9 protein-coding genes are annotated in these 12,417 nt (G+C 45.7%); all 9 read left to right on the top strand.

The features are described from left to right. Nucleotides 1-129: 129 nt before the first annotated feature. Complete coding sequence (locus tag BBA02S_RS11080) at nt 130-1,428, top strand: purine/pyrimidine permease (RefSeq protein WP_041114283.1); 1,299 nt, start codon at nt 130-132, stop codon at nt 1,426-1,428. A gap of 184 nt (nt 1,429-1,612) precedes the next feature. Next, on the top strand, nt 1,613-2,251 hold the full coding sequence (locus BBA02S_RS11075; RefSeq protein ID WP_052475320.1) for a response regulator transcription factor: 639 nt from the start codon (nt 1,613-1,615) through the stop codon (nt 2,249-2,251). Nucleotides 2,252-2,255: 4 nt separating this feature from the next. Continuing rightward, nucleotides 2,256-3,191 carry a sensor histidine kinase gene (locus BBA02S_RS11070; RefSeq protein ID WP_041100956.1) on the top strand — a complete coding sequence of 312 codons (936 nt, stop codon included), beginning with the start codon at nt 2,256-2,258 and terminating at the stop codon, nt 3,189-3,191. Between the two features lie 92 nt (nt 3,192-3,283). Continuing rightward, nucleotides 3,284-4,207, top strand: a complete 924-nt coding sequence (locus BBA02S_RS11065; protein WP_041114285.1) for an ABC transporter ATP-binding protein — start codon at nt 3,284-3,286, stop codon at nt 4,205-4,207. 118 nt (nt 4,208-4,325) lie between these two features. Next, complete coding sequence (locus tag BBA02S_RS11060) at nt 4,326-5,213, top strand: DUF4097 family beta strand repeat-containing protein (protein ID WP_041114286.1); 888 nt, start codon at nt 4,326-4,328, stop codon at nt 5,211-5,213. Nucleotides 5,214-5,516: 303 nt separating this feature from the next. Beyond that, nucleotides 5,517-5,930 carry a CoA-binding protein gene (locus tag BBA02S_RS11055; RefSeq protein WP_041114287.1) on the top strand — a complete coding sequence of 138 codons (414 nt, stop codon included), beginning with the start codon at nt 5,517-5,519 and terminating at the stop codon, nt 5,928-5,930. A 326-nt stretch (nt 5,931-6,256) separates the two neighbouring features. Further along, on the top strand, nt 6,257-8,227 hold the full coding sequence (gene parE / locus BBA02S_RS11050; protein WP_041114288.1) for a DNA topoisomerase IV subunit B: 1,971 nt from the start codon (nt 6,257-6,259) through the stop codon (nt 8,225-8,227). A gap of 4 nt (nt 8,228-8,231) precedes the next feature. Beyond that, a complete protein-coding gene (gene parC / locus BBA02S_RS11045) occupies nt 8,232-10,661 on the top strand; it encodes a DNA topoisomerase IV subunit A (RefSeq protein ID WP_041114289.1) in 2,430 nt (809 codons plus the stop codon). A gap of 169 nt (nt 10,662-10,830) precedes the next feature. Then, nucleotides 10,831-12,258: an alanine/glycine:cation symporter family protein gene (locus BBA02S_RS11040; protein ID WP_370670954.1), complete on the top strand. Its 1,428-nt coding sequence runs from the start codon at nt 10,831-10,833 to the stop codon at nt 12,256-12,258. Nucleotides 12,259-12,417 lie beyond the last annotated feature (159 nt).

The raw sequence follows: 12,417 nt of genomic DNA, 5'->3' as shown, positions 1-12,417 counted from the left end.
TTTACATGCTGATTCCTATTTTAACATGCAAAGAATGAGAAAAGGAGATTTTTCCGTTGCCTGAATGAAAAAATTAGCGTACGCTGATTAAATGGAAGAAGTTAACTTAAGAAAGAAACAGGTGAAAGTATGGGATTGTTTTTTAGCGCTGTCCAATGGCTGTTTTTTATGCTGGCGAGCTCACTCGTAGCTCCTATTGCGATTGCCGGGTTATTTCATCTCTCTCCGGCGGATACAGCAGAATTTGTTCAGCGGACGATGTTTGTGCTGGGGCTGTCAGGCGTTTTGCAAGTGCTGATAGGCCACAGGCTGCCGATCAATGAAGGACCGGCTGGGCTTTGGTGGGGTGTGTTTGCCATTTATGCTGGCTTTGCCGGAACTATTTACTCTTCGACCGAGCAGGCGCTGCAGAGTCTTGAAGGCGGGATGATTGTTTCAGGCGTTATTTTTATTTTCTTGGCCGCTTTCGGCTTATTGGAAAAGATGGCGAAGCTGTTTACGCCAACGGTAACGTTCATTTATTTGCTTTTGCTGATTTTACAATTGAGCGGATCGTTTTTAAACGGCATGCTCGGCTTGCCGAATGAAGCGGGAACGATTCGTCCGCTTATTTTGGCAGGCAGTGCCGCTACTTTGCTGGCCGCCTTTTATTTTTCTTCGCATCGAATCCAGTGGGTGCGGCAGTATTCGGTCATTATTTCGTTAGCGTTTGGCTGGCTGCTGTTTCTCCTGATTGGCGAGGCTCCGCTCATGGCCTCCTCAGGCAATCAGCTGTTTAGCTTGCCGGGCTTGTTTGTTTTTGGCCCGCCATTGTTCGACTCCGGCACGGTTGTCACCGCTGCCTTTATTACCTTGCTATTAACAGCGAATATGATCGCTTCAATCAGAGTGATGGAAGAGGTGATGGCTCATTTGCATGCGACTGGCCGAAAAGGCAGCTACCGCAGTGCTGGGGTAGCTGCAGGTCTTAATCAAATGCTCGGGGGCGCATTCTCCGCCATCGGTTCTGTTCCAATTTCGGGAGCGGCCGGCTTTGTTGCTCAAACCGGCAATGCGTCGGTTCGTCCGTTTTTTGCCGGTTCGCTGCTCGTTGTCGGGATGAGCTTGTTTCCGCCGGTGATGAATGGACTTGCTTCCTTGCCGGCTCCTGTGGGGTATGCTGTGACATTTGTTATTTTCTCCCGCATGGCTGGTTTTGCCTTTGCGGAAATGGAAAAGGAGACCGAGCAGGACCGTGCCCGTCTTGTGGCTGGAGTGTCGCTTTTGGCCGGGGTAGGTGTTATGTTTGTGCCGGCTGCTGCCTTCACTAATCTCCCGGCTGCCGCTGCTTCTATTTTGAACAATGGACTTATCCTCGGGACCATGACAGCTATTTGTGTAGAACAGTTTTTACGGGTAGCAGGTAAGCGGAAAAAGACTGGCGCTTGAACATCGGGCTGGATGAAAATTCTTGGCAGCAGTATACAACAGTAAACGTCCGCTTTGCATTGCCATCTTCGCAATGCAAAGCGTTTTTTTCTATTTTTTATCATAACGAAAGAAGTGGGTGATCGATTTGCGGGAAAACATATTGCTTATAGAAGATGATCCGTCAATCAGCGAGGTTGTTTCTATGCAATTAACGAAAGAAGGATACGCTGTAACGCCGGTGTTCGACGGTTTGTCAGCGATAGAGGTGCTCGGGCAGGCTGATCCATTTGACTTAATCCTGCTCGATTTAATGCTGCCGGGAATGGATGGGCTGGATTGTTTGAAAAAGATCCGGGAAACAAGTACGGTGCCGGTCCTTATTCTATCGGCGAAGGATGGCGAGGTAGATAAAGCGCTTGGTCTTGGTTTTGGAGCAGATGACTATATTACAAAGCCCTTTTCCATGATTGAACTGGCTGCCAGGGTTAAAGCGCTTATACGCCGGGCCACCCTTTACACAGCCGCCCGCCAGCCGGAGCAGGCTGCAATCGAGGTAGGCGATCTGCTTATTCATTCGACGAACTTTTCGGTCCAAAAAAGAGGAGTTGATGTCAAGTTAACAGCGAAGGAATTTCAAATACTGAAGCTGCTTGCTGCCAAGCCGGAACGGGTTTTTACCAAAGCGCAGCTTTATACGCAAGTTTGGAATGAAGACTATTTTGGAGACGAAAACGTCATCAACGTACATATTAGAAGATTAAGAGAAAAAATTGAAGACGATCCGTCAGCTCCCCGGTATATTCAAACGGTGTGGGGGATCGGCTATAAATTAGGAGAATGATAGGATGGCGCTTGTTTTGTTTATGATATTGCTAGCCAGCGCAGGGGGCCACATATACCAATATCGGGCACGCCGGCAGCAGCAAAGACAGCTTGAGTACGCGGCCCAAAAAATGCACCGGATCATAGCAGAGCATACAGGTGAAAAACTGCTGATCGATACAGATGATCCCTCAATGAAAGCTGTTTTAAGAGAAATTAATGCCTTGCTCGAGCATAACCAGAAGACGATCGCCGCTTATCGGAAAATGGAAATTTCGAAAAGGAGAATGCTTGCCAATATTTCTCATGATTTAAAAACACCGCTTACTGTTATTCAAGGCTACATTGAGATTATTTTGAACGATGCTAATGCCAGCGAGGAAGAAATGAAGACGTTGCTGACAAAGACAAATAGCAAAGCCGCGGAGCTGTCCGCCCTTATCAAAAAGTTCTTTGAGCTTTCCCGCCTGGATTCAGGGGATAAAGAGATAGCGGTTTCCCGGGTGAATATGAATGAACTGTGCAGGAGGAATATTCTCGGCTTTTACGACGTGTTAACGAAAAAAGCTTTGCAAGTCAAGATTGATCTTCCTGAAGACCCGGTTTATGGCTGGGGAAATGATGAAGAGCTGGACCGGGTGCTTCATAACTTACTTTCCAATGCGATCCAATATGGCAGCGAGGGAGGAGTGGTTGGCCTTGCTCTTCGCTCAAATGATCAGACTGTATTCATAGATGTTTGGGATCAGGGAAAAGGCATTCGCGAGCCTGAACAAGACCGTGTTTTTGAACGGCTGTATACGTTGGAGGACTCCAGAAATAAAGCGTATCAAGGAAGCGGGCTGGGTCTGACCATTACAAAGAGAATCATAGAACAGCTCGGCGGCAGGATTTATCTTGAAAGCAAGCCGTATGTTCAGACGGTCTTTACTGTGGAATTAAAAAAGATCTCATTTTAAATAAACGTAAGATTTTCTTAAGGATTGAGTAAGAAAAAAGAAAATTCTTTTCCCTACAATAAAAGAAATTGAGATGAAAGGAATCTAAAACAATGGACTATATTATCCAGACCAGACAGTTATCGAAGGTTTACAAAGGGAAGGAAGTCGTATCCAATGTCAATCTTCATGTGAAAAAGGGCGAGATTTATGGATTCCTCGGCCCGAATGGCGCAGGGAAAACAACGGTGATGAAGATGCTGATGGATTTAGTCAAACCGACAGCCGGAGAAATCCTCTTATTCGGGGAGGGGGTTCATTCCACGCCGCATGAAAAGCTCAAGCGAATCGGAAGCTTAATTGAATATCCGGTTTTCTATGACCATTTGACGGCACGGGAAAACCTTGAGCTGCATTGTGAGTATATGGGGTATTACAAAAACGGGGCCGTCCAATCGGCTTTGGATCTTGTCCGTTTATCTGTGGGCGAGAAGAAGCCGGTGAAGGAATTTTCACTTGGGATGAAACAGAGGCTCGGCATTGCCAGAGCGATGATCACGAAGCCGGAGCTGTTAATTCTGGATGAGCCAATCAATGGGCTTGATCCGGTCGGAATAAAAGAAATGAGAGATTTATTCCACATGTTGTCTGAAGAATATGGCATTACTTTGTTCATTTCCAGCCATATATTAGCTGAAATTGAACAAATTGCTGATACGATTGGCGTTATCCGTGACGGGAGGCTGCTGCAGGAGGTTTCTCTGGAATCGATTCACCAGGGGACAACGGAGTATATGGAAGTGAAGGTAGACGATGTGAGAAAAGCCGGTTATGTGCTGGAGCATCAACTAGCATTGAAAAATTATAAGATCATAGATGAGTCAAGAATAAGAGTGTATGAAGCTGCTGACTCTCAAGCAGAGATTTCCAAGGCATTGATTATGAGTGATGTGCTTGTGAAAGAGATCAGCCAAAAGAGCCACTCCCTGGAAGATTATTTTATGGATATTATTAATGGGAGCAAAACGAGTGCGTAAATGAGGAGATGCAAGGCCAGAAAACTTAAGCTATGGCAGCGTTTGGATGTTTATCATTCCAAAGCATAGAGCGTGAGAACGCCGATTAAGGAAGGATTCAGAAGGAGTGGGCAGAAGGATGAAGAGGATAAGACTATTTTTGTTCGCCGCCGGCTGCTGCATCCTGGCGGGATGCGGCTGGTTCGGCTTTGGGGGGACGGCGGATGTACGTGAAGAGAAAACGATGGATGGAAAGGCGGTGGATGAAGTTTTCATTGAGGCAGCTGCTTCTGATATTGAAGTTATACCGGCAAGTGGTACAGATCTCGTGGTCTCACTTGAAGGGCAAATCGATGAAAAGATGGTTGATCGATATCAATGGACAGTTAAGCAGGAAAATTACAAATTGCAGGTGAAGTACCTTCTGAAAAAAGGAAAAGTAGGCTTGCGCACAGGCAGTGATAAAGATGTTAACCTCATTGTGAAGCTTCCGGAAAAGCTGTATGACAGCCTGCAAGTGAAGGGCTCTTCCGGAGATATAGCGGTTAAAAAAGTACATACAAAACACATGGAAATAGAAACTGAATCAGGGGATCAGACAATGAATGATGTAATCATTCATGAACAGCTGGCCCTTGCTTCATCAAGCGGCTCCTTAAGTCTTAAACACAACGAAGCTAACAAAGCAAAGCTCTTTACCGAAAGCGGAAATATTCAATCAACAGGTATGCAGGCCGATCATTTAACAGCCAGCACTTCATCTGGGGATATTTCCGTCTCTGCCGAAAGCATGGAAGGGAATATGAAGCTGGCTTCTACAAGCGGTGATATACTTGTTCAGTCAAACCAACAACCAGATTCTCTAAAGGTTGATTTTTTAAGCCATTCAGGCAAAGCTCATTTGCCGGAAAACTACTTTACTATTAAAGAAAAAACAGAAAATAGTCTGCTGGGAGAGATCGGGAAGAAAAAATATTTGCTCAATGCAAGAACGGAATCAGGAGACTTTTCATTTAAGTTTTTTTAATCACGTTGCTTGACTTTCCTTGAAATCATTTTCTGTTCTGTCCTATGGATGTTCATCCGTCATTTGATTGCTGATAGCCGCCAACCCGGTATAGAATGGGTATATATGCATCAGTTGCCTGCAGATTTTCCAAGCGAGAGCGAGCCCTTTAAATCCCTGGAAATTTTAGTGCATATCGGATAGATTCTAAAGTATGCAGAAAAGATAGAACCAAACTTTATTTTAAGATCAGCAGGTCGGGGAAAGCGGCAGAAGGAAAATGACGGGGCAGGAACGAATTAGTTTGTGCAAGGAGGAGAGTTATTGATGATAATAAATCCAACAAGAGAAGAAATGGGCAAGCTGTTAAAAAAAGCGAAAACGATCGCCGTAGTCGGTTTAAGTGATAACCCGGAGCGGACAAGCTATATGGTCTCTGAAGCAATGCAGCGGGCCGGATATAAAATTATTCCGGTTAATCCTGCGATCGATGAAGTGCTGGGAGAACGGGCGGTTGCTTCTCTTAAAGAAATTCAAGAGCCGGTGGATATCGTGAATGTGTTTCGGCGCTCAGAATTTTTGCCGGAAATTGCTAAAGAATTTGCTGAAATAGATAGTGAAATTTTTTGGGCGCAGCTCGGCGTAGCTAATGAAGAGGCGTATCAATTTCTAAAAGAGAAAGGCAAAACGGTGATTATGGATAGATGCATTAAAGTGGAGCATGCTCTCACAAAATAATCAGCCAAACAAAGAACAAGCGGTGTGCTGCCGCTTGTTTTTTAACGTGAAAGAGGAAGGTATACCTAAAAGTAAACGATACAGCCTGAACGTTTCCGCGTTCTCTTTTTTGTCATCAAAATGATTGAAAAAGAACAAAAAATTTGGACAAGGCGTTTGCATAAATGGCTTGTTGACCATACAATAAGGCAGAGGAAAATACAGAACGGCACAGTACCATTATAAGCTCCCGGCGGCGGGGGAGATGAAGGATTGGAATTTTTATGATATAATGAAGCGTACGAACGTTTGTTTGTTTCTCTAGGAAGTCTGAAAGGGGAATTTTTGTGACGAAAAAAGAAGTGACCTTTGACTATAATGATGACGCTATTCAGGTTCTCGAAGGCCTGGAAGCAGTCAGAAAGCGCCCCGGAATGTATATCGGTTCCACGGATACACGGGGGCTGCATCATTTAGTCTATGAAATCGTAGACAACTCAGTGGATGAAGCGCTTGCCGGCTATGGCAGCGAAATTAAAATTATTATTCATAAAGATCAATCGGTCAGCGTCCAGGATTTTGGCCGCGGTATGCCTACAGGTATGCATAAACTCGGAAAGCCGACACCGGAAGTCATCTTAACGATTCTTCATGCCGGCGGGAAGTTTGGTCAGGGAGGATATAAAACGAGCGGCGGCTTGCATGGCGTCGGCGCTTCCGTCGTCAATGCTTTATCTGAGTGGCTGACAGTGACAATCCACCGCGACGGTTTCGTTTATGAGCAGCGCTTTGAACATGGAGGCGTTCCGGTCACCACCCTTGAAAAGATCGGAAACACGAAAAAAACAGGAACGAAAATTCACTTTAAGCCAGATCCGTCTATCTTCAGTACCATTCATTATAATTTTGATACGTTAAGCGAGCGCCTGCGAGAGTCAGCTTTCTTGTTAAAAGGCTTGAAAATTAGTTTGACGGACGAACGGCAGCGATTAGAAGAAGTGTTTTACTATGAAAAAGGCATTGAAGAATTCGTTAAATATTTAAATGGAGAGAAAGATACATTGCACCCGGTTGTTTCCTTTGCAGGAGATCAAAACGGCATTGAAGTAGACTTTGCTTTCCAATTTAATGACGGCTACTCTGAAACGATCCTGTCTTTTGTAAATAATGTCCGCACAAAAGACGGCGGCACTCATGAAGCAGGCGCCCGCACAGCGATGACAAGAGTATTCAATGAATATGCCCGCAAAGTAAGCCTGCTTAAGGAGAAAGAAAAAAACTTAGAGGGCTCCGATATTCGTGAAGGCTTAGCGGCCGTTGTTTCCGTGCGTATTCCGGAAGAACTGCTGCAGTTTGAAGGTCAGACAAAAGGAAAGCTAGGGACGAGCGAAGCCCGCTCCGCAGTAGACAGTGTAGTTTCTTCACAGCTCTCTTACTTTCTTGAGGAAAATCCAGAAACAAGCTCTCTGCTAATTAAAAAAGCTATCAAGGCCGCCCAGGCAAGAGAAGCGGCAAGAAAGGCCCGTGAAGATGCCCGCAGCGGAAAAAAACGCAAGCGCAATGAAGGCGTTCTGTCCGGGAAATTGACTCCTGCCCAGTCACGCAATCCGCAAAAAAATGAGTTGTATTTAGTGGAGGGGGACTCAGCCGGAGGATCGGCTAAGCAAGGGCGCGACCGCCGCTTTCAAGCCGTTCTTCCGCTGCGCGGAAAAGTTATTAACACCGAGAAAGCCAAGCTGGCCGACATTTTCAAAAATGAAGAAATCAATACGATTATCCATGCGATCGGAGCAGGGGTAGGACCGGATTTTAACGTGGAGGATGCCAATTATGATAAGGTAATTATCATGACGGACGCAGATACCGACGGCGCCCACATTCAAGTGCTGCTGCTGACCTTCTTCTACCGGTACATGAAGCCGCTGATTGAAGCGGGGAAAGTATACATTGCACTGCCGCCGCTTTATAAAGTGAGCAAGGGAAGCGGCAAGAAAGAAAAGGTGGAGTATGCCTGGACCGATGAAGAGCTGGCGGAAACGATGAAGAAAGTCGGAAAGGGATGCATGCTCCAGCGTTACAAAGGGCTCGGGGAAATGAATGCAGACCAGCTGTGGGAAACGACCATGAACCCGGAAACAAGAACGTTGATCCGTGTGCTGATTGACGATGCTGCCCGCGCCGAACGCCGTGTTGCGACGCTAATGGGGGACAAAGTAGAGCCGCGCCGGAAATGGATCGAGTCAAATGTTGCTTTCGGACTGGAAGAAGACAGCAATATTTTAGATAATGAGAATCTTTCAGTCGGCAAGGAGGAGTAAGTAGATGCAAAAAGAAGTATTTCAGGATTTACCGCTTGAAGAGGTGCTTGGAGACCGTTTTGGGCGTTACAGTAAATATATTATTCAAGAGCGGGCGCTTCCCGATGCCCGTGATGGCTTGAAGCCTGTACAGCGCCGGATTTTATATGCGATGCATACAGAGGGGAACACCCACGAAAAAGGCTTTCGTAAATCCGCAAAAACAGTAGGGAACGTCATCGGGAACTTTCACCCGCACGGCGATACGTCTGTATATGACGCGATGGTGCGGATGAGCCAGGAATGGAAGCTTCGGCAGCTGCTCGTTGAGATGCATGGAAATAACGGTTCCGTGGACGGCGATCCGCCGGCTGCCATGCGTTACACGGAAGCAAGGCTTTCTGCTATTTCCGGCGAATTATTGAAAGATATTGATAAGCGCACAGTTGATTTTATTCCGAACTTTGATGATACAACAGAGGAGCCGACCGTTTTGCCGGCGCGCTTCCCTAACTTATTAGTCAATGGTTCTACCGGGATATCCGCCGGATATGCAACTGAAATTCCGCCGCACCAGCTCGGCGAAGTGATTGATGCAGCGATTATGAGAATGGAGCACCCTGGCTGCACGGTCGAGGAGCTGATGACGGTGATCAAAGGGCCTGATTTTCCGACCGGCGGCATTATTCAAGGAATTGAAGGAATTGAGAAAGCGTACAAAACAGGAAAAGGCAAAATCATTGTACGCGGAAAAGCCGAGATTGAAGATATTCGCGGCGGAAAAAAACAAATCGTCATCACCGAAATTCCTTATGATGTCAATAAAGCAAACCTGGTGAAAAAAATAGACGATTTCCGTCTGGACCGCAAAGTAGAAGGGATAGCCGAAGTAAGGGATGAAACAGACCGCACAGGGCTCCGCATCGTCATTGAGCTGAAAAAAGATGGCGACGCCCAAGGCATTTTAAATTATTTATACAAAGCGAGTGACTTGCAAATCAGTTATAACTTTAATATGGTGGCCATCCATAATCAGCGTCCGGTGCTGATGGGACTGCCTGAACTGCTTGATGCGTACATAAGCCACCAAAAAGAAGTGGTTACAAAGCGTTCTGAATATGAATTGGCGAAGGCGCGGGCCCGCCAGCATATTGTAGACGGCTTGATTAAGGCTTTATCCATCCTTGATGAAGTGATTGCGGCCATTCGGGCATCGAAGGATAAGCGCGATGCCAAGAATAATTTGATGGCAGCCTTTGAGTTTACAGAGGCGCAGGCAGAAGCGATTGTCAGCTTGCAGTTATACCGGCTGACGAATACAGATATCACTGCCCTCCAAAAGGAAGCCCAAGAATTGTTGGCAGAAATCGAGCAGCTCACCGCTATTCTGGCAAGTGAGAAAAAGCTGACAGGTGTCATTAAAAAAGAACTGAAAGATGTGCGAAAGAAATATAACGACACGCGGCGGACCGTGATCGAAGAGCAAATTGAAGAAATCAAAGTGAACCTTGAAGTGCTCATTCCGAATGAAGAGGTCATTGTTACAGTGACAAAAGACGGCTATATTAAACGGACCAGCCTGCGTTCCTATTCGGCATCCGGCGGGAAAGATTTGGCGATGAAGGAGACGGATCGTCTGCTCTTTAAGGAAGAGGTTCATACAACCGATGTTTTGCTTGTCTTTACGAGCAAGGGGAGCTATTTATACTTGCCGGTCCATGAACTGCCTGATATTCGTTGGAAAGACCTGGGGCAGCATGTGGCGAGTCTTGTTGCTCTTGAAAAAGATGAATCGATTATAAGTGTTTTTACTGTGAAAGATTTTCAAGCCCCTCTTTATTTATTGTTTGTGACGAAAAACGGCATGGTAAAGCGAACTGAGCTGGCTGCTTATAAAGTGCAGCGCTACTCAAGGCCGTTAACCGCCATTAAGCTAAAAGGCGATGATGAGGTGATTGACGTACATCTCACCACCGGCAGCAAGCAGGTGTTCTTGGCGACTTATTTCGGTTACGGGCTTTTGTTTGCCGAGGAAGAGGCGAGCCTTGTTGGCCCGCGTGCAGCGGGAGTCAAAGGAATCAATTTAAAAGAAGACGACACTGTAGTCAGCGCGGAGGTGTGGGAAGCGAACGAAGAACGGGATTTGCTGCTCGTCACTCAGCGGGGCGCTGTTAAGAAAATGAGCTCAAGAGAGTTTGAACCGCTTTCACGCGCCTCGAGAGGCGTGGTAATGCTTCGGGAGTTAAAAGGGAATCCGCATCGTGTGGCGGGACTGAAATTGATAGAACAAGAAGCACAGTTTGTGTTGCAAACAGAAAAGGGCCTATCCGACCCATTTGATTTCTCCGCTCTAAAGAAGAGTGACCGCTATTCGAACGGCTCATTCGTTTTAGATGAGAATGAGAGCGGAAAAGTCATAGCTGTTTGGAAAAAGATCGAATCAGAGGAATCCTGACAAGGGGCGGCTTATCAGTCGATTTTTCGGCTGTGTGCCGCTCCTTGTGCCCGTTTTTGCTAAAAAAGAAGAGCGGAATGATCATTATGCCGGTTGATTGGATAGCTATCTTTTGATAGATTGAAATAGATTAACTTTTACCATTTCACTTTAAGAAGGGATGCGTTTTATGGATTGGATGGAAATGATTGATCATTACATACTGAAAATAAATGACTTTTTGTATACGAATGTAATGATCGCTTTATTAATTGGACTGGGTCTACTCTTTTCATTCGGAACCAGGTTTGTGCAATTTCGTTTATTTGGGGAAATGTTTCGGGTGATCTTTGAAAAGTCGACCATCTCCACTAAAGGAAAGGCAGGAATTTCTTCGTTCCAGGCGTTTACCGTCAGTGCAGCTTCCAGAATTGGCACCGGCAACCTTGCTGGTGTAGCGACAGCGATTGCAGCCGGCGGACCAGGTGCTGTTTTCTGGATGTGGCTGATTGCTTTTATCGGTGCGGCCTCCAGTTTTGTAGAAAGCACACTCGCCCAGATTTATAAAGTAAAGGATGAAACCGGCTTTCGCGGCGGACCGGCTTACTACATGGAAAGAGGCTTGAATAAAAGATGGATGGGGATTATTTTTGCCATTACAATTACTTTTTGCTTTGGCCTCGTCTTCAATTCTGTTCAGTCTAACACCATTTCAATCGCAATGAATGAAAGCTTTCATGTTTCAAAGCCTGTTGTCGGTCTAGTTCTATGTATCTTGACAGCGTTAATTATTTTTGGGGGACTTAAACGCATCGCTCACGTGACACAAGTGCTTGTCCCTGTTATGGCTATTATCTACATTCTTGTCGCTCTTGTTGTGTTAATTATGAATATTACTGAAATTCCGGCAATGTTTATGCTTATCATCAAAAATGCCTTCGGTATAGAAGAGGCATTGGGCGGGACGCTTGGTGCGGCTGTGATGAACGGAATTAAACGCGGTTTGTTCTCTAATGAAGCAGGGATGGGTTCTGCTCCTAACGCTGCCGCTGCCGCTGCTGTCAGCCACCCTGTCAAACAAGGTTTGATTCAGACACTTGGCGTGTTTGTTGATACGATTGTCGTGTGTTCAGCTACTGCTTTTATTATTTTACTGTCAGGCGAATATTTAAGGGCAGACGCTTCTTCTATTAACCTAACACAGTCTGCTCTTTCTGTGCATATCGGTGATTGGGCATCTATCTTCTTAGCAGTTGCTATTTTCCTTTTCGCCTTCAGCTCTGTGATTGGAAACTATTATTACGGGGAGACGAATATTGAGTTTATTAAAAACTCTCCCGCTGCCTTGTTTGTGTATCGTTTAGCTGTACTCGGCATGGTATATTTTGGCTCAGTTGCCAAAATCAGCCTTGTGTGGGATATGGCCGATCTTTTCATGGCGATTATGGCGCTGATCAACTTAGTGGCCATTACCATGCTTTATAAAATTGCTGTGGCTGCTTTAAAAGATTATCAGCAGCAGCGAAAAGCCGGCAAAGAACCGGTGTTTTATGCTGATTCCATCGAAGGAGTCGGTACGGCGGATTGCTGGGAACGGAAACCGCAGGAAGAAAAATAAGCATAGGGCAGCTTCGGCTGCCCTATGCTTATTTGCATGCAGGATGAATAGAACAAAACATTCGCTTCTATAGACATCTATTTTTATTTTCACAACTTTGGTAGAATCGAAGAGGCACGATCAGTTTATCGTTTTTTATTCGTGGAATAAAGGAAGTAG

Origin of the sequence: Bacillus badius NBRC 15713, assembly GCF_001591605.1 — a bacterium.
GTDB classification, from domain to species: Bacteria; Bacillota; Bacilli; order Bacillales; family Domibacillaceae; genus Pseudobacillus; species Pseudobacillus badius.
The sequence above is the reverse complement of the archived record's forward strand: the minus strand, read 5'-3'. Positions and strand labels throughout refer to the sequence as shown.

Excerpts from the sequence above, each read along its gene's own strand:
- BBA02S_RS11065 (WP_041114285.1), top strand. The coding sequence starts at position 3,284 with ATGGACTATATTATCCAGACCAGACAGTTATCGAAGGTTTACAAAGGG.
- BBA02S_RS11080 (WP_041114283.1), top strand. The coding sequence starts at position 130 with ATGGGATTGTTTTTTAGCGCTGTCCAATGGCTGTTTTTTATGCTGGCG.
- parC (WP_041114289.1), top strand. The coding sequence starts at position 8,232 with ATGCAAAAAGAAGTATTTCAGGATTTACCGCTTGAAGAGGTGCTTGGA.
- BBA02S_RS11060 (WP_041114286.1), top strand. The coding sequence starts at position 4,326 with ATGAAGAGGATAAGACTATTTTTGTTCGCCGCCGGCTGCTGCATCCTG.
- BBA02S_RS11040 (WP_370670954.1), top strand. The coding sequence starts at position 10,831 with ATGGATTGGATGGAAATGATTGATCATTACATACTGAAAATAAATGAC.
- BBA02S_RS11075 (WP_052475320.1), top strand. The coding sequence starts at position 1,613 with ATGCAATTAACGAAAGAAGGATACGCTGTAACGCCGGTGTTCGACGGT.
- BBA02S_RS11070 (WP_041100956.1), top strand. The coding sequence starts at position 2,256 with ATGGCGCTTGTTTTGTTTATGATATTGCTAGCCAGCGCAGGGGGCCAC.